Origin of the sequence: Chryseobacterium sp. FH1, from assembly GCF_000735135.1 — a bacterium.
Lineage (GTDB): Bacteria > Bacteroidota > Bacteroidia > Flavobacteriales > Weeksellaceae > Epilithonimonas.
Window position 1 is genome coordinate 222,825 of record NZ_JPLZ01000005.1, and the last position, 18,505, is coordinate 241,329.

The following is an 18,505-nucleotide window of genomic DNA, read 5'->3' on the forward strand; positions in this document are numbered from 1 at the left end:
TTTTTAATTTTTTATAAATTTCTGAACAATATCGGTTCCTTTTATCTTTAACAAATAAACACCTTTGCTAAGTCTGGAAACGTTGATCACATTATTATTTGAACTGATAGTAGACTCGGACATTTTTCTACCTTCCAAGCTATAGATTTCTGCTGTTTCCGTTTTTTTGAAATCCATAGAAACTGTCAAATTATCTTTCGCAGGATTTGGATAAACAGTTACCGAATTTTTAATGATGTCATCCACAGCCATTACAGTGCATTGGTAAGTAGGCATCGTATATCCAGTTGTTGTCATTTCTTCAGAAATGACGGCAATATCATCACAAGTAAACCCGTAAGTTCCTACCATATCGATCGCAGCCTGTCTTACTGCAACTGCAGCTCCTTGTTGATTGGTAGTAGAATTGGTCATTCCAAGACCTTCCAAAAATATACGGTCTGTTTTTTCTCTGCCAATTCTATCATATATTCTCATCAAACATGTCGCCCATATCTGACCATCTCGATGGATATTTGCAGAATTGCTGATATTTGTAGTATACTTAGTTGGATAATTGGTCACACGTCCTGGCCAGAAAGGATTATGCCCGTCCCAACTAAAGACCCAATTGTATTCTGGTCTGCTGGATGGCCATTGATTCAGACTTCTACTGTAAGACATCGCCCAATAATCTCCCGAGCCTTCTCCCAAACCTTGTCTGGAAGAACCATTTCCGCCTACCATCCAAGCGTGAACCCCATGACCGAGCTCATGCAAAATAACATGTGCATCTTCCCCATCGTCTACACCTCCTTCGCCAAAAACCAATTCTTGTGCAGATGGATCATAATAAGATTGATCCTCACCATCCACGCCATGCGGATCAAAAGACAGAACACCATTGTTACGCGCAGGAACACAAGGAATTCCTAAAGTTTCATTAATGTAAATCAAACTTTGATTCAAATGATAGAAAACATTGATCGCCTCAAATCCATCATCAAATCTATTGAATAGAAAATTGTTACTTGCTTGTGAGAAAAGTCCTTTGTTAGGAGCTTCTATTTCTTTAATTGCAACATATTTACTTCTCAATTTGTATAGTCCACCACTTAATTCTAACTCAGGTACCGTAACCAAAGTACGTGCGGCATCCAAGCTGGCATTAGTTGCATCGTTCCCGTCTACATATTGTCCACTATAGGTCACTTGCATTTTATTGATTGGATTTGGCTCATAGATATAAGCTGTTCCAGTTGCTTTTAATGCTTTATCAGAATTAGTATTGTTGCTACTTTTACTTTTTTTCTTTTTGTCTTTGTCGTCAGAATGTTTGTTGTAAATGGCAATATCGCGTACAATAATTGCCTCTCCTGTGTGGGCATCAATCATAACTTCCCAACTCCCTTTGGTTTCATAAGATTTCACGACAATACGATGCACTAATTTTGTTTCGCCAGAATCAGTAAGAAATATAAAAAGTTTATTTTCTTGATTGACAATTTCACCTTTGACTTTAGATTCTACCAAAGCTTTTTTAAACGCTTCATCAGAGGATATCAAAGGAATTGTATTAATATTTTGATTGACCTTTTGTAGCGAAATATCAGATGCATAAGTAATCTCATCTTTTTTATTGAAGTGAATAGCGATATCACCTTCATAAACTGGAACTCCTTTGATCTCTTGTTGAAATCTCAAAGTTTCGCCAGACAAGCTTTTTCTTGAAGATTTGAATTCAAAATTATCTTTGGGAGCCATTCCAACTTTGTTAGGATTTTTGGCTATCCATTCTTTTGCTTTTGATTCGAGTGTCGTCGTCTGCGCATACATTGTAGAAAATGTCAATGCAAAACCGGCAACAAGAAGATTGATTTTTAATTTCATAAGTATTTTTTTTAATTCAGTTGCAAAAATAATAATTTTTAATCAAATTATAAATTATTAACTTAAAAAAATATCAATTTAATTAGTTAAAAATCAAAATAAATAACCAATCATTAAACTTAACATAATAACTAAAAATCAATTTTTAATATCTACAATTCCCGAATATTCCGAAAAGTCAGATTGATCCGAGGTTTCATTGGTCTGGCAGATTTGGGAATTCGATGCTCCCAATTGGTCTGCAAATCGCCTTTCATAATGAGCAACGAGCCGTGCTGAAGTGGCAAAGTATATTTGTTCTGATGATTGTTCTTCTTTCGAAAATCAAAATTCCTCACTTGCCCGAAGCTTACCGATGCAATCACAGGTCGATTTCCCAATTCGCTTTCCTTGTCGCGATGCCAAGCCACAGAATCATTTCCGTCTCTATAGAAATTAAGCAAGACAGAATTAAATTGATGACCAGTCAATTTCTGGATTTTATATTTTAATCCCAAAAGTTCCGGCGTCCACGCATTCACACTGAATTCATTGCCTCCCAAATGATAAGATTTTTCATCGTCGCCATACCAAGCTGTCAAACGAGGTGTCAGGATTTCCTTATCAAACATTTTTTGCGTGCTTTGTTTCCATGGAACGGTTTCGATGAGATTTTTTTCAATTTCCGTTGCTCTTTCTTCAGACAAAAAATGTTCGGTATAATCCAATAACTCGGTCGGAAATTGGTAATATTCGCCTGCATCAAACAAACTGAGTTGCATATCTGTACTGTACATTTTTAAAATTTATTTGGAATTCGAAACCTTGTTGTCCAACGCTTTGATATCTTTTCGGATTTCCAAAAACATATCTTTCAAATTATAATTATCAAAATTATCGGGTTCAAAATCCTCAGGAAAAATCCCCGACGCATATTGCCAGATTTCCACAATCTCGCTCAACGGAATCTCATAAGGCTTGTAAAAAGAATTGTCCGCCGAAACCTCGATGGCTTTTTTCTTTTGACCTTTGAATCGTTTATAGGAAATCCCGTCGTTCAAAGTCACGAAAATGTAACTTTTATTGATTTTCAAATCCTCAATATCTTCCACATATTTCCCGATGATGAACGAACCATCCTTGAAAGGTGGCATAGAATCACCTTGCGCAGGGAAAGCCCGATATTTCCCATTCGTCAAAAATGGCAATGAAATCCGTTGAAGACTTTCGATATATTCCGGGTCGCTGTAACCCGACAAATAACCCATCGACGCTTTTTGGGGAATGATTTCGATGCTGTTGTTGCCCAAATTATCTACGATGATTGGCAGTACGATTCTGTTGTCCGGCAGATTCATCATTTCTTCCAAAGGATATTTCCGGATGTCCACGGTCAAAAGCAAATCGATGCTGATGTGGAAGAATTTTGACATCGTGATAAGCACGTCATACGGCGGTTCCGAACGGCCATCTTCATAAGAAACGTACCGTGACCTTGTGATAATTAAGGTGTCTGCCAACTCCTGTTGAGTCGTCATTTTCTTTGCTCTTAAAAACCTGATGTTATCTGAAAAAATTGACATTGTTATAATTTGTAACAACAAATATAATCATTTTGTTTTAAAATGTAACTAATTTTGTCACGTGAATCGAGCAATTGTACATATGGATTTGGATACTTTTTTTGTGTCCTGCGAAAGACTGAACCACTCAGAACTCAACGAAATCCCTCTGATAATCGGTGGTGGCGACCGTGGCGTGGTGGCTTCTTGCTCGTATGAAGCGCGAAAATTTGGGGTGCGTTCTGCGATGCCGATTAGAATGGCACTCAGACTTTGCCCAGATGCAAAAGTAGTCAAAGGCGATTATGAGAATTTTTCTAAAATGTCTCATTTGGTCACAGAAGTCATTCAAGATAAAGTGCCGTTAATGGAAAAAGCGAGCATCGATGAATTTTATCTTGACCTGACCGGAATGGACAAATTTTTCGGCTGTTACCAATGGACTAAAGAAATTGCATCAGCTGTAAAAAAAGAAACCGGACTTCCGATAAGTTTTGCTTTATCCAATAACAAAACCGTTTCAAAAATCGGAACCGGAGAATCGAAACCTGAAGGAAAATTTCAAATCAGAGAAACAGAAATTCAGCCTTTTTTAAATCCGCTTTCTGTCAAAAAAATTCCGATGGTTGGCGATAAAACGTTTCAGCTTCTTTCGAGGATTGGTGTACGAACTATTCACACTCTTTCCGAAATGCCCGTTTTGGTTCTTCAACAAATGATTGGTGCGAACGGAAAAGAACTTTGGAAAAAAGCAAACGGCATTGATGAAAATCCCGTCGTTCCCTACTCCGAAAAAAAATCAATCTCTTCAGAACGAACTTTTGCAACGGATTCTATTGATGTTTTGGAAATAAAAAGGTTGATTTCGGGAATGGCAGAAAAATTAGCCTACCAATTAAGACAGGAAAAATGGCTGACTTCCACGGTCGTCATCAAAATCCGATATTCCAATTTCGATACGGAAACCAAGCAACACAAAGTCGCTTACACGTCTGCCGACCACACGTTGTCCAGAGTGGCGCTTGAACTTTTCAACAAAGTTTATACGAGGAGAATGCGAATCAGACTCGTCGGTTTGCGTTTCACAGATTTGGTTCACGGCAATCACCAGATGAATCTTTTTGAAGACACCGAGGAACAAATGAGCCTTTACCAGACGATGGATTACCTCAAAAACCGATTCGGAAAAGATGCGCTTGGACGAGCTTCCGGTTATGATTTCGGCAAATAATTTTTTAAAATTTTAATTTAAATGTATCTCAACTGTCACTCTTTTCACAGCCTTCGTTACGGCACTTTATCGGCTCAAAATCTGGTAGAGCAAGCTTCCGAACTTGGAATCAAAACATTGGTTTTGAGCGATATTAATACGGTGACCGCGATTTATGATTTCAAAAAAGAATGTGAAAAAAAAGGAATCAAACCGATTGCAGGCATTGAAGTGAGAAAAGAAAACAAACTCTTATATATTGCAATTGCGAAGGAATTCAGTGGAATTGGAGAAGTGAATAAGATTTTAACTGGACATAATTGCGACGGCGTTGAACTTTCTGAAACGGCTCCGAATTACAACCAAGTATTTGTTGTTTATCCAATTCAAAATATTCCTGAAACTCTGAAAGAAAATGAATTCATCGGAATCCGAGAAGAAGAATTGAATCTGTTGATTCGGCCGGAATTTAAAGATAAAATCAATAAAATGGTTGTTCTTCAACCTGTCACTTTCAGCACGAAAAAGGAATATAATCTTCATCGAATCCTGAGAGCAATTGACGGAAATACCTTGATTTCTAAACTTTCTAAAGATGACATTTGCAGAAAATCGGAACATTTCAAACCTGAAATTGATTTAATAAAATCATTCGAACATTATCCTCAAATCATTAACAACACAAAAAATATTCTCGCTGAATGTAGTTTTGAATTTACATATAAAGAACCGCGAAGCACTGAAAATAAGAATAAAAAATATTTTAAAGAATCTCTGGAAGAGGATATGAAATTGTTGACCGAGCTTGCTTATTCGGGTTTGGAAAAACGATATGGCGCAAATGATGAAGTTGCCAAAACCAGAGTTGAAAAGGAACTCAAAGTGATTGGCGAACTCAAATTTTCGGCGTATTTTCTGATTACTTGGGACATTGTTCGGCACAGCAACGAGATGGGCTTTATGCACGTCGGGCGTGGAAGTGGCGCCAATTCCATTATCAGTTATTGCCTCGAAATTACGGATATTTGCCCGATAGAACTGGACCTTTATTTTGAAAGATTTCTAAATTTAAACCGAACTTCTCCACCCGATTTTGATATCGATTGGAGTTGGCAAAATAGAGATGCAATTATCCAATATATTTTTGACACCTACGGAAAAGATAAAGTTGCTTTTTGTGGAACTAATGTAGAATTCAAATATAAATCGATTTTTCGGGAAGTGGGGAAAGCGTTTGGGTTGCCCAAAGAGGAGCTTGACAATTTGGCTGGTAAATCGATGGAAAACCACGACAAAAACTCGATTGTAAAGTTGGTGCAAGAATATGGACAATTAATGGAAAAATTTCCGAACCAACGAAGTATGCACGCTTGCGGAATTTTGATTTCTGAAGAACCCATCACAACTTACACGGCTTTGGAAATGCCTCCAAAAGGATTTCCAATTGCTCAATTTGATATGAATGTTGCGGAAGATATTGGTCTGGAAAAGTTTGATATCCTTTCTCAGCGAGGACTTGGAACCATCAATGACACCGTAGAATTAATCAAAAAAAACAGAGGCATTGAGATTGACATTCGGGACACTTCTATTTCTAAGGACGAATCTGTTTGCAATGAATATTTAGCGATTGGCAAAACGATTGGCTGTTTTTATATCGAAAGTCCGGCAATGCGTGGACTGCTGAGAAGATTGAAATGTGACAATTACAGAACTTTGGTGGCCGCTTCCTCCATCATTCGACCCGGCGTGGCGCAAAGTGGAATGATGCGGGAATATATTTTCCGGCACAATCATCCCAACCAATTTGAATATTTTCATCCGGTGTTTGAGGAAAACCTGAAAGAGACTTACGGTATTATGGTCTATCAAGAAGATGTGATAAAAATTGCCCAATATTTTGGTGGCCTTTCTCACGCGGATGGTGATATTTTGAGAAGGGCGATGAGTGGAAAGGAACGTTCAATTCAGAAATTGAATGAGGTTAAAGTCAATTTTTTTGAATCCTGTAAAAAAGAAGGACATTCAGAGCAAATGACAACAGAAGCTTTCCGGCAGATTCAATCTTTTGCGGGCTATTCTTTTTGTAAGGCGCACTCGGCTTCTTACGCGGTGGAAAGTTACCAGAGTTTATATTTGAAGGTCTATTATCCGTTGGAATTTATGGTTTCGGTCATCAATAATCAAGGTGGTTTTTACCGGACGGAAGTTTACATCCACGAAGCGAGAATGTCTGGCGCTGATGTCCAAAATCCTTGTGTCAACAACAGCGACTATCAAACGATTTTGAAAGGAAAAGAAATCTATCTGGGCTTTATGGTTTTGCAATCGCTTGAGACAAAAGTGGCTCAAATCATTTCCGAAGAACGGGAGAAAAACGGCGATTACAAATCTCTGGAAAACTTCATTAAACGCATTCCGATTGGGATTGAAACCATTCAAATATTGATTTTCATTGGTGCTTTCAGATTTACGGGAAAGCCTAAAAACGAACTTTTGGTGGAAGCGAGATTGCTATTAATCAATTATAAAATTGAGAACAGAAATATTGCTCTTTTCGATGAACCAGCCAATGACTTTAAACTTCCTGAACTGAAACGAGAACAGTTTGAAGATGCTTTTGATGAAGTTGAAATCATCGGATTTCCTGTTTCGTGCAGTCCATTTGACTTGTTACAAACCAAATTCAGAGGGAATGTTTTCGTGAAAGATTTGCTGAAGTTTCATAAAAGTCAAGTGAAAATGTTAGCATATCTTATTTCCAGAAAACACGTTCCCACGAAAAAAGGCGCAATGTTTTTCGGAACTTGGGTTGATGTGAATGGTGATTATTTTGATACCGCCCATTTTCCGGACAGTTTGGAAAAATATCAATTTCAGGGTGGCGGTTGTTATCTTTTGTTGGGAACGGTAGAAGTGGATTATCATTTTCCGACCATCACGATTCATAAGATGGCAAAGATGCCAATGATTCCTGACCCGCGTTACGCTTATGACAAAGAAAAGCAGTACGATGTCCACAAGCAAATCAGAGAAGATGTCAGTATGACGTCCCGAAAACCTTATCCTCAGGCACACGAGATTAATTTGCCGAGGCAGAAGTTTAGTTAGTAATCTTATTACCTGTCTGGATATTTTTCTGGACTTTGGTTTGTATTGAAAACTGAATAAATATAAACCACTTTTTCTTCTTCATTTATATCAAAGAAAATCATATATGGAAAAGATTTGAAAGGCAAGGCTCTTAATCTTTTGTATCGAAATTGGAAGAATGGATTTGTTTCTAAAGATTGATAAGCCTTTTCTAGTTGGTCATCAAACGATTTCATCACTGAGAAGGAAATCTCCAAATAATATTTGTAGGCTTGGTTTATTTCTTCTTGAGCTTGATCTAGAATTACGAGATTATATCTCATATTTTTTACGAAGTTTATTCAAGGCTTCTCTAGCTGGGACAAAATCTTTTTTATCAGATTTCAATCTTTCATCCAAGACTTTTTTCTGTTTTTCTGATAGTTGAAAATCATTTTGTTTTTTTTTCATAATTGGCTCCAATACTTTCTAAAAACTCTTGAAAAAAAGACTGTTTCTCATCTGGAATAGACACGTTATAAGAAATCATAATATAAAACTTTTAGATTAAAATTATTCTCCGTTGCATTTCGTCTAACGAAATTAAATATAATATTTTTAGCAGACAAGTATAGAATTTTAAAAATTATGATTGACCACTTTATAAAACAAAAAACGACCGCAAAGCAATCGTTTTAATTTATACTATTTCGGAACTAAGTCCTTTATCTAATAATGCATGATGCATCGGTTTCAATTTTTCTAATGCGCCTGTTTTCACGGTACATTTTCCTTTGTAATGGATCAGCATTGTGCATTGTTCTGCCTGTTCCGGCGTATGTTCACAAATATCGATGAGACACATAATCACGAAATCGAAAGTGTTGACATCGTCGTTGTGTACCACGAGTTTATATACTTCGTCTTCCATTTCCATCACCAATACTTCCTCTTCGTACTGGCGTTTTGGCTCGTCATAAGATCTGTTGTTGTAGATTTTCATAACGTTGATTTTTTATTCCGTGATTTCGTCGGTCAAATCTTCCAATAAAGGTTTATCATACAGAAGTTCTACCAATTCTACACTTTTGTTTTGCATTTTCAAGATTTTAAAATGATAATTACCATATTCAAATTCCTGATTTTCTTCTGGAATATCTTGCAATTCGTTTAAAATAAATCCTGCAAGCGTGTTGTATTCGCCTTCTTCCGATGGTGGAATATTCTTCGGCAATTGCTCATTGATCTCGTCCAAAGGCTGAGTGGCCTTCACCCAATAAACATTGTCACCAACTTTATCCACGATTTTTTCTTCTTCATCTTCCTCATCTTGTATCTCCCCAACCAATTCTTCCAGAATATCTTCCAGCGTAATGATTCCTTCGGTTCCACCAAACTCGTCGATCACGATGGCAATATGTTGTTTCTTGAATTGGAACACTTTCAAAAGATCCGAAATCTTCTTGCTTCCAACCACAAAGAACGCCTCTCTCATAAAGCCTCTCAAACTCTCGTGAGTAACTTGGCCTTTGCTTTTGATATATTCTCTAATGATTTCTTTTGTGTAGAAAATCCCGATAATATTATCGATAGAACCTTCGTAAACCGGAATACGGGAATAACCGCTTTCCATAATTTGGTTTATGATATCTTCCGGATCATCATTGATATCGATGGACGAGATATTCTGTCTCGTGATCATAATTTGTTTTGCATTGTGATCCGTAAAATCAAAAGCATTTTTTATGATCTCATAATTTTCTTCTTCAATTTCTCCGCTGTCTGCTGATTGTTTTACCAACAATTGCAATTCTTCTGTAGAGTGGATATCGTGTTCCGAAGCTGGAAATATTTTGATTAATTTTAAGAACGCGTTGGATAATGAATTCATCAACCAAATGAATGGACGGAATACATTATAAAAAACGTGCAATGGATAAGCGATGAAAAGCGTAGTAGCTTCTGATTTTCTGATGGCAATTGACTTAGGAACCAATTCTCCGAAGACGATGTGCATGATCGTGATCAATAAGAAACTACAAACTACAGAGATGGTGGTTACCGTTGCCGCAGCCAATTCTATACTGAGCGAGTGGAATATTGCTTCTATGATGTGATGCAACGCACTCTCTCCTACCCAACCTAAGGCAAGGGAAGCAAGTGTGATCCCAAGCTGTGTTGCTGAGAGATAGGCATCAAGATTCTTAATGATGTTTTCGGCTTGTTTGGCCACTGCGTTCCCTTCAGCCGCTTTGATCTGGATTTGGGAATAACGTACTTTTACTATCGAAAATTCGGCGGCTACAAAGAAGCCATTCAGAAGAACTAGAAATAATGCTATAAGAAGTTTGACTAAACTATCAGAATCCATTTAATGTTGTATATACAATCTGTGCAAAGATAGATATTTTTTTTAACTTCGAAATTAGATGTTAGAAATGAGATAAACCACCCCGTCATAAATTCTTCGAATTTTTGAATCCCCTCCAGAGGATGGGAATTTTGACAAGCAAAATTTCTTTTTAGATTGAAATAATGATTTTATGGAGGATCTGCAGCCCGACTTGAGTGGAAATCCTTTTTTGCGTAGACTTAATTTCTATTTAAATGGAAATCGTCTGCAAAAAAGATTGGGAACGGAAGGCGGAAATAGCTGCCCAAATAAAAATAATTTCATTTATTCAGACTGTCCTAAATAATAAAAAGCACTGAAGTTTGACCCTCAATGCTTTTTATAACTAACTACTAACTTTAACTTTATCTTTATTAACTGTTCTTGAGCGCTTCTGCTCCGGAAACAATTTCTAATATTTCGTTGGTGATGGCTGCCTGTCTTGCTTTGTTATAGAAGATTTTTAAATCACTTCTAAGCGCGTCTGCATTGTCGGTCGCCTTGTGCATTGCTGTCATCCTTGCACCGTGCTCTGATGCTACGGAATCTAGAATGGCTTTGAAGATCTGAGTCTTGATGGATTTTGGGATCAAAACGTCCAGGATCTCTTTTCTGCCTGGTTCGAAGATATAATCTACATTGATATCTGCTGAACCAGTTTTCTCTTCTGTTGCTGATGAAATTGGCAAAACCTGCTCTGTCACTACCTCCTGCGTTGCCGCATTGATAAACTTGTTGTAAACAACATAGACTTTATCAAATTTGCCCGCTTTGAAGTCTGACATTACCTTCTCCGTCATATTTGAAACGTGATCGAAAGAAAGATTGTCGAAAAGTGAACTGTGGTTTTCGTAAACGGCTTTGTTTCTTCTCACCGCATCGAAGGCTTTTTTACCTACTGTCAAAACTTCTATCTCCGTGTTTTCGTTTGCAGAAAACTGGATGTTAAGTTCTTTGATCACAGATGAGTTGAAAGCTCCAGCCAAACCTCTGTTGGAAGTCACGGTGATGAAAAGTACTTTTTTGACTTCTCTTTCCAATGCAAATTCCGAGATGTTCTCTGCATCAGACGCCGCACTTACATTCTGTATGATCTCCTGAAGTTTTTCAGAATAAGGTCTTAGCATTACGATCGCATCTTGCGCTTTCTTTAGTTTCGCAGCGGAAACCATCTTCATAGCGCTTGTGATCTGCATCGTAGAAGATATAGATGTAATCCTGCCTCGTATTTCTTTTAAGTTTGCCATTCTAAGGATTCAAAATTTAATATTCCGAATTCAAAATCTTGAACTTTGAATTCGGAATTTTGAATTAATTTTAGTTGTATTTCGCAGAAAGTTCTGTCGCTACTTGCTTCAAAACGCCAGTCAATTGATCATCAATTTTTCCGGATTTGAGAGCTGCCATTACTTCTGGATGTTTGTTTTTCAAGAAATCCACATATTCTACCTGGAATTCTTTCACCTTTTTGATAGGGATATTTCTCAATAGATTCTCAGTTCCTGCGTAGATCATCGCTACTTGGTTTTCTACCGGAAGTGGAGAGTTAACCGGTTGCTTCAAAAGCTCCACGTTTCTTTCTCCTTTTGAGATCACTGCCATTGTAGCAGCATCCAAATCAGAACCGAATTTAGCAAACGCTTCCAATTCTTTATATTGAGCCTGGTCAAGTTTTAATGTACCAGAAACTTTTTTCATTGATTTGATCTGTGCATTACCACCAACTCTGGATACAGAGATACCAACGTTGATCGCCGGACGAACTCCTGAGTTGAAAAGGTCTGTCTCCAAGAAGATCTGACCATCTGTAATAGAGATTACGTTTGTTGGGATATATGCAGAAACGTCACCAGCCTGAGTTTCAATAATTGGAAGTGCTGTCAAAGATCCACCACCTTTTACGATCGGTCTTAGAGATTCTGGCAAATCGTTCATTTGAGAAGCGATCGTGTCATCAGCAATTACTTTTGCCGCTCTTTCCAATAGTCTGGAGTGAAGGTAGAAAACGTCACCTGGATAAGCCTCACGTCCCGGTGGTCTTCTCAATAGTAGAGAAAGCTCACGGTAAGCAACCGCTTGTTTTGAAAGATCATCATAAACGATCAAAGCTGCACGACCAGTATCTCTGAAATACTCACCGATAGATGCACCAGCCATTGCAGAATAAACCTGCATTGGAACCGGGTCAGAAGCGTTAGCCGCAACGATCACCGTGTAAGCCAAAGCACCTTTGTCCTCTAATGTCTTAACGATCTGTGCTACAGTTGAAGCTTTTTGCCCAATTGCAACATATATACAATATACTGGTTGCCCAGCATCATAAAATTCTTTTTGATTGATAATGGTATCGATAGCCACAACTGTTTTACCAGTTTGTCTATCACCAATGATCAACTCTCTTTGTCCTCTTCCTACAGGGATCATAGAGTCGATAGCAACGATACCAGTCTGAAGTGGCTCTGTTACCGGCTGACGGAAGATAACTCCCGGCGCTTTTCTTTCCAATGGCATTTCGTAAAGTTCTCCTTGGATAGGTCCTTTACCATCGATAGGATTACCAAGAGTATCTACAACTCTACCAAGCATTCCTTCACCAACTTTGATAGAAGAGATCCTGTTTGTTCTTTTTACAGTATCACCTTCTTTTACCAATTTGGATTCACCAAGAAGTGCAACACCAACGTTATCTTCTTCAAGGTTAAGTACGATACCTTCTACACCAGCTTGGAATCTTACCAATTCTCCGTACTGCACATTTTCCAAACCGTAAACACGGGCAATACCATCACCGATGGTTAATACAGTTCCAACTTCTTCTACGTTAGATTGAGTATCGAAATTTGCTAATTGCTGCTTCAGTATCGCTGATACTTCTGCCGGATTTATTTCTGCCATTATATGGTTGTTTTTTCTTAATTAAGTTGAAATTCTTTTTTGATATTGCCCAGTTTTGTTCTCACTGACGCATCGATCTGCTGATCTCCCACTCTTAGGATATAACCTCCCAAGATCTCTGGTTTTACAATCGTTTCCAAATCATAGTTAGAAACATTAACCATTTTGGAATCCGTAATGATCTTCTGAATATTTTCTTGCGACAAAGGAGAAGCTGTTACCAAAGAGATACGCTGTGTACCTTTAATGTCTTCTACTTTATTGATGAATTCCTGAGCGATATTTCTAAGCTGAGATTCTCTGCCTTGTTTGATGACCAATCTGATGATGTTCTGAGACACCTGAGAGAAATCTTTGAAGATCTCCAAAGCGATCGCTTCTTTCTTTTTTGCATCGATGATCGGCGTATTCACAAACTGATTCAGTTCTTTGGAAGAAGACATGATTTTCACAATATCCTTCATCTCACCGAAAACAGCATCTGTGTTACCAGACTCCTGCGTGAAGTCTAATAGACCTTGAGCGTATCTTTTAGCTACTTTAGATGTTAACATCTTTATTAGTTAAGGTTAGATTTGTTAAGAATATTTTCTACCAAAGCGTTCTGCGCGCCATCGTTGTCCAATTTCTCTTTAAGGATATTTTCAGCGATGCTCACAGACAAAGTTCCGATCTGAGTTTTGATATCTGCCATTGCAGCATTTTTCTCAGTCTGGATCGATTGTCTAGCCGCTTCAATCATTTTTTCGCCTTCAACTTTAGCGCTGTCTTTAGCTTGATTTACGATCTTATCTTTCATATCTCTAGCTTCTTTCAAGATACCATCTCTCTCAGCTCTAGCCTCACGAAGGATTCTTTCGTTATCTTCTTTCAACTGGGCCATTTCTTGTTTAGCCAATTTAGCTTGATTAAGAGCATCGATGATAGATGTTTCTCTCTCGTCTATTGATTTAAGAATTGGTTTCCAGGCAAACTTTCCTAGTAAGAAAAGCAAAGCTAAAAAAATGATGGACTGGATGATAAACAATCCTGATGAAAACTGATGAAGTAATTCCATTATATCGTTAGATTAATTTTTTTGAAAATTTTTAAATATAAAACATTGCTACAGCCAACCGCTGTAACAATGCTTGTTTTTTTGGCTTATGATGCGAACAACGCAGCGAAAGCAACACCTTCTACAAGTGCAGCAGCAATAAGCATAGCAGTTTGGATCTTTCCAGATTGCTCTGGTTGTCTAGCGATCGCTTCAAGAGCAGCAGCACCAATTTTTCCAAGACCGATACCTACACCTAGTACAATAAGACCTGCACCAATAATTCTAGGAATTTCCATAATGTATATAATTTAAAAATTGTTTTATTCTAATTTAATTAATGAGCGTGATCGTGCTCATGTTCTTCTACCGCCATTCCGATAAACAAAGCGGAGAGCATCGTGAAAATATAGGCCTGCAAAAACGCAACTAATACTTCTAGTAAATAAATAACCAATGTCAGAAACGGAAATGCAACACCTGCGATCCAGTTTTGGAAGATATAAATTGACCCGATCAATGTCATTACAACGATGTGACCTGCCGTCATATTCGCAAAAAGACGAATCATCAATGCAAATGGTTTTGTCAATGTTCCCAACAATTCGATTGGCATCATAATAAACTTCATTGGTACAGGAACGCCTGGCATCCAGAAGATATGCTTCCAGTAATCTTTAGACCCTGAAAAAGTTGTGATCAAATAAGTCAAGATCGCCAAGAAGAATGTAATCGCAATGTTACCAGTTACATTGATTCCGAAAGGCATTAGACCTAAAACGTTCAAGAATAGGATGAAGAAAAATACTGTTAATAAATAACCCATAAATCTCTTGTACTTGTGACCAATATTTGGAATAGCAATATCGTCTCTGATAAAGATAATAAGTGGCTCAAGGAACTTCGCAGCACCTGAAGGCACCAAAGATTTCTTGTAAGATCTAGCCATTCCTCCGAAAATAACTAGCAATACAATCGCTACAAACAAAATCGTCAAAACACTTTTTGTGATAGATAAATCTAGAACTCTTTTCTCCGTTGGGTGATGTGCTTCATCTAAAGTCAAAGTTCCTTTGGAATCTGTTCTGTAAATTTTTTCGTGGTTGAGTGTGTAGAATTTACCATCACTTTCTACTGGAGAACCGTGGATAAACTCGTGACCATCTACGCCTTTCGTATTACTCATAAACGTATGGAAACCCTCATCGTAAATGACAATTGGCAACGGGAAACCAATGTGATGACCGTCTTTCACCATCAATGCAACGTCGTGAGCATCCAGAATGTGATGATCTACAAATTCTTTCACCACTTTCGCTCTCTCATCTTTTTCAGAAAGTGCAGGCGTTTCAGTCACAGGTTTACCGTGTTGGTTTTCAACAGTTTCGTGTTGAGCGAAAGCCGTTGTAAACGTGAATAAACTGTAAAATAAAATTGCTGTTTTCTTTAGCATCGATAGATTTTTTTTTCGTTTTGCAAAAATAGACTATTTTTTTGCTTTGGAAGAATAATTTTACTGTTTTTTGTCATAATTAATTAACTGTATTGCATAATAGGTAAGCAACGCAGTCAGAACAAAATATGGAATGATAAAATGGAATTTGAAATTGGGAATATCATCGAAATGAAGCTTATTCTTGATCAAATACATCAATCCAAATTTTACCGTAATGAGTCCCAATACAGACATTCCCAAGAATTGCGGAACTGTTCTGTTGATGATTAAAAGCAGTGTTATCATCATCATAAAAATGACACTTAAGAAGAGATAAAACTTGATGATTATGACTTCATCCAAATGGAAAACGAACTTCCAAATCGCGAAGTGAATGATAAATGTCAAGAAAAATAAGACACTGATGACGATGTTACTTTTGTTTTGCATTTTCTTCTTCTTTATTTAAAATTTCGAGTCTTTTCAATGTGGTGTATAATGAAAGACAAAGTCCGCTGAGTCCAATCACCAAAACCAAAACATTGGACCCGGTTTTGAAGTAAAGATCCAACTGATGTCCACCCCAAAAAGAAATCCCGATGATGAATAGCATCTGGAAAACTACGGAAGAATATTTTCCATATTTCCGCAATGCACCTGAAGGATTATTTTGTTTGTCTTCCAAAATTTGATTTTTGCAAAAGTAAGTATTAAAGTTTGAAGTCGGAGATTGGAAGATGGAAGTTTATGGATCAATGTTTGAAATGAAGATCAATTGATGTGAATATGATTAAGAATTTTAAGGTGAAATTTTAAAAGCCACGGAGCGGTGGAACCGTTAATAGAAACCGATCATTAAGATAAGCAAAAGCTATGGAGGAGCTAGTAATGCTCGGAAGATTTTTCTTCCGGCTTTTTTGTTTTTCCTGATTAAGAAAATGTATCTAATTAATTGGTTCAATGTTTCATCTTTGTAATTCGCCTTAATTTCATATACTTAACTGATAATCAAATATTTATATCGGTTAGAGAAGCAACTTCGCTTCCTGAGACCATCCTTAAACACGTGAAAAGAGATCCGAATCACGGCAACATTTATTTGATAGACAGAGGTTTGCAATCCGCAAGGGCGATAAAGGATTTGATGAAAAGTCTGTTAAATTCATTATATGAGGAATAAAATAGAAAGTTTGAAGAAACATAATCTTTTATTAATGAAAAAAATCTCAAAAATGGGAGGATTATGAAGTTGTAAAAGACAGTGTCTCTGTCAAACAAAACGGTATTCATGGTTTACATGACGATGATTGTTGTGATGCTTTTGCCGATCTATAAAAAAGCAAATAATCTAAGCTATAAAACGGCTAAAAGACGCGTTGCAATGGAGCTTAGAGATATTACTACTGCTATTCTAATCATATTTGCAAATGGTGATCCTAATAAAATTTTAAAGACTTAAACATAAAAATGGTCGGAATTTTCATCCGACCATGACTACCATATAGGTATTTTTTATTTTAAATCTGATAAAATTCTTAGTGAATATGCTTCTCTGCGTGATAAGAACTCCTTACCAAAGGCGAACTTTCCACGTGACGGAAGCCTAGGCTTCTTGCAAAATCGCCATACTCGTCAAATTGTTCTGGCGTGATGAAACTTTTCACAGGAAGGTGTTTTTTGGTCGGCTGAAGATACTGGCCCATTGTAATCACATCCACATTTGCATTTCTGATATCCTCAATGGTTTGGAAAACTTCGTCTCTTGTTTCACCAAGACCTAACATTACGCCAGTTTTTGTACGATTTTGTCCAGCTTCTTTCAAATATCTGAGAACCTCAAGACTTCTTTCGTATTTCGCTTGAATTCTCACTTCTCTGGTTAAACGTTTTACAGTTTCCATATTGTGGGAAATCACTTCTGGCGCTACTTCTACCATTCTGTCAAGATGTTTTGTGATGCCTTGAAAATCTGGAATCAACGTTTCCATCGTTGTACCCGGAGAAATCCTACGAACAGCATTCACCGTTTCACCCCAAAGAATCGAACCCATATCTTTCAAATCATCGCGGTCAACCGAAGTCAAAACAGCGTGTTTGATTTTCATTAATTTGATAGAACGTGCTACTTTTTCCGGCTCATCCCAATTCACATCCAAGGGTTTTCCAGTTTTCACACCACAAAATCCACAACTTCTGGTGCAGATGTTTCCGAGGATCATAAACGTTGCGGTTCCTTCGCCCCAACATTCGCCCATATTTGGACAACTTCCACTTTGGCAAATGGTGTTCAGCTTATATTTATCCACCAGATGTCTCAGTTCGCGGTAATTCTTACCAGTCGGCAATTTTACGCGGATCCATTTTGGTTTTTGAACGGCTGTGTCTTGTTGAATTAAATCCTCCATTTTGATCTTAAATTTAAAAATCGGTTTCGTCTTCTTTTAACAATTCGGCCAAGATCTTTTTGGCGCGCATTATTCTCACTTTTGTATTGGCCACAGAAAGATTGAGCTCTTCTGCGATTTCTTTGATGCTTTTCTCTTCGAAAAACCTGAGTCGAATGATGTCTTGATTTTTCGCATCCATCGTTTCGATGATTTGAATGATCTTTTGCTGATCCTCTTCGGAAATCAACAACTCCTCCGGCGATCTTGCAAATTCGTTTTTCAAATCCTGCAAGTTGGCGTTTGGATCTTCGTTTTCTCGGCTTTTCTTTCTCCAGAAATCGATGATTGTATTTTGAGCAATCGTCAGAATCCAGGTTTTGAACTGAAAGCTGGGATCGAAAAGATCTAACTTATTCAGCACCTTTGAAAATACCGAAACTGTGATCTCATCTGCGTCATTCTCGTCTTTCACTTTGTTCATCACAAAAGAAAAGACATCCACCCAAAAAGAATTAATGAGTTGTGTCTGAGCCTTTTGATCTTTGTCTCGGGCTTTTATGATGACTGTGAGTAACTGATCTTCTTTCATTTTTTCGACGAACAAAGATAAGGTATAAAAATTAAAAGAGTAAACAATTGAAAGATTGAAAAATTCTATAAAGTTTGTT

At 37.4% G+C, this 18,505-nt stretch carries 19 protein-coding genes; 2 read left to right on the plus strand and 17 right to left on the minus strand.

What is annotated here, in order from left to right; all coding sequences use genetic code 11:
* Nucleotides 1–3 precede the first annotated feature (3 nt).
* From IO90_RS18320 to IO90_RS06815, 3 genes are all read right to left on the minus strand, one after another.
* Nucleotides 4–1,869, minus strand: coding sequence for a T9SS type A sorting domain-containing protein (locus IO90_RS18320; protein WP_051878377.1), 1,866 nt, complete (start codon nucleotides 1,867–1,869; stop codon nucleotides 4–6).
* Nucleotides 1,870–2,021: 152 nt separating this feature from the next.
* Nucleotides 2,022–2,645 carry an alpha-ketoglutarate-dependent dioxygenase AlkB family protein gene (locus tag IO90_RS06810; protein ID WP_228374653.1) on the minus strand — a complete coding sequence of 208 codons (624 nt, stop codon included), beginning with the start codon at nucleotides 2,643–2,645 and terminating at the stop codon, nucleotides 2,022–2,024.
* A gap of 9 nt (nucleotides 2,646–2,654) precedes the next feature.
* Nucleotides 2,655–3,431: an XRE family transcriptional regulator gene (locus IO90_RS06815; protein WP_034965205.1), complete on the minus strand. Its 777-nt coding sequence runs from the start codon at nucleotides 3,429–3,431 to the stop codon at nucleotides 2,655–2,657.
* Between the two features lie 61 nt (nucleotides 3,432–3,492).
* Here IO90_RS06815 and dinB point away from each other — a divergent pair, with 61 nt between their 5' ends.
* Both dinB and IO90_RS06825 read left to right on the plus strand, forming a co-directional pair.
* A complete protein-coding gene (gene dinB / locus IO90_RS06820) occupies nucleotides 3,493–4,641 on the plus strand; it encodes a DNA polymerase IV (RefSeq protein WP_034965207.1) in 1,149 nt (382 codons plus the stop codon).
* A 21-nt stretch (nucleotides 4,642–4,662) separates the two neighbouring features.
* Nucleotides 4,663–7,731: a DNA polymerase III subunit alpha gene (locus tag IO90_RS06825; RefSeq protein ID WP_034965209.1), complete on the plus strand. Its 3,069-nt coding sequence runs from the start codon at nucleotides 4,663–4,665 to the stop codon at nucleotides 7,729–7,731.
* A gap of 8 nt (nucleotides 7,732–7,739) precedes the next feature.
* Here the strand turns inward: IO90_RS06825 and IO90_RS06830 are convergent, their stop codons facing one another.
* From IO90_RS06830 to IO90_RS06890, 14 genes are all read right to left on the minus strand, one after another.
* Entirely contained in the window at nucleotides 7,740–8,036 is a 297-nt protein-coding gene (locus tag IO90_RS06830) for a type II toxin-antitoxin system RelE/ParE family toxin (RefSeq protein ID WP_051878378.1), read from the minus strand.
* The gene (locus tag IO90_RS18965) at nucleotides 8,026–8,163 is read right to left on the minus strand and encodes a hypothetical protein (protein ID WP_165570249.1); all 138 of its coding nucleotides are present in this window, start codon (nucleotides 8,161–8,163) and stop codon (nucleotides 8,026–8,028) included. The genes IO90_RS06830 and IO90_RS18965 overlap by 11 nt, the downstream gene beginning before the upstream one ends.
* A 229-nt stretch (nucleotides 8,164–8,392) precedes the next feature.
* On the minus strand, nucleotides 8,393–8,695 hold the full coding sequence (locus IO90_RS06835; protein ID WP_034965213.1) for an ATP-dependent Clp protease adaptor ClpS: 303 nt from the start codon (nucleotides 8,693–8,695) through the stop codon (nucleotides 8,393–8,395).
* Nucleotides 8,696–8,707: 12 nt separating this feature from the next.
* The gene (locus IO90_RS06840) at nucleotides 8,708–10,063 is read right to left on the minus strand and encodes a hemolysin family protein (protein WP_034965214.1); all 1,356 of its coding nucleotides are present in this window, start codon (nucleotides 10,061–10,063) and stop codon (nucleotides 8,708–8,710) included.
* A 395-nt stretch (nucleotides 10,064–10,458) separates the two neighbouring features.
* Nucleotides 10,459–11,331, minus strand: a complete 873-nt coding sequence (atpG, locus tag IO90_RS06845; protein ID WP_034965216.1) for an ATP synthase F1 subunit gamma — start codon at nucleotides 11,329–11,331, stop codon at nucleotides 10,459–10,461.
* A gap of 70 nt (nucleotides 11,332–11,401) precedes the next feature.
* Nucleotides 11,402–12,979 carry a F0F1 ATP synthase subunit alpha gene (gene atpA / locus IO90_RS06850; RefSeq protein WP_034965218.1) on the minus strand — a complete coding sequence of 526 codons (1,578 nt, stop codon included), beginning with the start codon at nucleotides 12,977–12,979 and terminating at the stop codon, nucleotides 11,402–11,404.
* 17 nt (nucleotides 12,980–12,996) lie between these two features.
* A complete protein-coding gene (atpH, locus tag IO90_RS06855; protein ID WP_034965219.1) occupies nucleotides 12,997–13,533 on the minus strand; it encodes an ATP synthase F1 subunit delta in 537 nt (178 codons plus the stop codon).
* 5 nt (nucleotides 13,534–13,538) lie between these two features.
* Nucleotides 13,539–14,039: a F0F1 ATP synthase subunit B gene (locus IO90_RS06860; protein ID WP_185094383.1), complete on the minus strand. Its 501-nt coding sequence runs from the start codon at nucleotides 14,037–14,039 to the stop codon at nucleotides 13,539–13,541.
* A gap of 83 nt (nucleotides 14,040–14,122) precedes the next feature.
* Entirely contained in the window at nucleotides 14,123–14,314 is a 192-nt protein-coding gene (atpE, locus tag IO90_RS06865; protein WP_027384648.1) for an ATP synthase F0 subunit C, read from the minus strand.
* 38 nt (nucleotides 14,315–14,352) lie between these two features.
* Entirely contained in the window at nucleotides 14,353–15,468 is a 1,116-nt protein-coding gene (gene atpB / locus IO90_RS06870; RefSeq protein ID WP_034965223.1) for a F0F1 ATP synthase subunit A, read from the minus strand.
* Between the two features lie 60 nt (nucleotides 15,469–15,528).
* Nucleotides 15,529–15,900: a hypothetical protein gene (locus IO90_RS06875; protein WP_034965225.1), complete on the minus strand. Its 372-nt coding sequence runs from the start codon at nucleotides 15,898–15,900 to the stop codon at nucleotides 15,529–15,531.
* On the minus strand, nucleotides 15,884–16,135 hold the full coding sequence (locus IO90_RS06880; protein WP_034965227.1) for an AtpZ/AtpI family protein: 252 nt from the start codon (nucleotides 16,133–16,135) through the stop codon (nucleotides 15,884–15,886). The genes IO90_RS06875 and IO90_RS06880 overlap by 17 nt, the downstream gene beginning before the upstream one ends.
* Nucleotides 16,136–16,985: 850 nt before the next feature.
* A complete protein-coding gene (gene lipA, locus IO90_RS06885) occupies nucleotides 16,986–17,855 on the minus strand; it encodes a lipoyl synthase (protein ID WP_034965229.1) in 870 nt (289 codons plus the stop codon).
* A 13-nt stretch (nucleotides 17,856–17,868) separates the two neighbouring features.
* Nucleotides 17,869–18,426 (minus strand): RNA polymerase sigma factor, encoded by a 558-nt coding sequence (locus IO90_RS06890; protein ID WP_034965232.1) that lies wholly within the window; start codon nucleotides 18,424–18,426, stop codon nucleotides 17,869–17,871.
* Nucleotides 18,427–18,505: the final 79 nt, after the last annotated feature.

Coding starts and splice junctions, on each gene's coding strand:
- IO90_RS18320 (WP_051878377.1), bottom strand. CDS start 1,869: ATGAAATTAAAAATCAATCTTCTTGTTGCCGGTTTTGCATTGACATTT.
- IO90_RS06810 (WP_228374653.1), bottom strand. CDS start 2,645: ATGTACAGTACAGATATGCAACTCAGTTTGTTTGATGCAGGCGAATAT.
- IO90_RS06815 (WP_034965205.1), bottom strand. CDS start 3,431: ATGTCAATTTTTTCAGATAACATCAGGTTTTTAAGAGCAAAGAAAATG.
- IO90_RS06825 (WP_034965209.1), top strand. CDS start 4,663: ATGTATCTCAACTGTCACTCTTTTCACAGCCTTCGTTACGGCACTTTA.
- IO90_RS06830 (WP_051878378.1), bottom strand. CDS start 8,036: ATGAGATATAATCTCGTAATTCTAGATCAAGCTCAAGAAGAAATAAAC.
- IO90_RS18965 (WP_165570249.1), bottom strand. CDS start 8,163: ATGAAAAAAAAACAAAATGATTTTCAACTATCAGAAAAACAGAAAAAA.
- IO90_RS06835 (WP_034965213.1), bottom strand. CDS start 8,695: ATGAAAATCTACAACAACAGATCTTATGACGAGCCAAAACGCCAGTAC.
- IO90_RS06840 (WP_034965214.1), bottom strand. CDS start 10,063: ATGGATTCTGATAGTTTAGTCAAACTTCTTATAGCATTATTTCTAGTT.
- atpG (WP_034965216.1), bottom strand. CDS start 11,331: ATGGCAAACTTAAAAGAAATACGAGGCAGGATTACATCTATATCTTCT.
- atpA (WP_034965218.1), bottom strand. CDS start 12,979: ATGGCAGAAATAAATCCGGCAGAAGTATCAGCGATACTGAAGCAGCAA.
- atpH (WP_034965219.1), bottom strand. CDS start 13,533: ATGTTAACATCTAAAGTAGCTAAAAGATACGCTCAAGGTCTATTAGAC.
- atpE (WP_027384648.1), bottom strand. CDS start 14,314: ATGGAAATTCCTAGAATTATTGGTGCAGGTCTTATTGTACTAGGTGTA.
- atpB (WP_034965223.1), bottom strand. CDS start 15,468: ATGCTAAAGAAAACAGCAATTTTATTTTACAGTTTATTCACGTTTACA.
- IO90_RS06875 (WP_034965225.1), bottom strand. CDS start 15,900: ATGCAAAACAAAAGTAACATCGTCATCAGTGTCTTATTTTTCTTGACA.
- lipA (WP_034965229.1), bottom strand. CDS start 17,855: ATGGAGGATTTAATTCAACAAGACACAGCCGTTCAAAAACCAAAATGG.
- IO90_RS06890 (WP_034965232.1), bottom strand. CDS start 18,426: ATGAAAGAAGATCAGTTACTCACAGTCATCATAAAAGCCCGAGACAAA.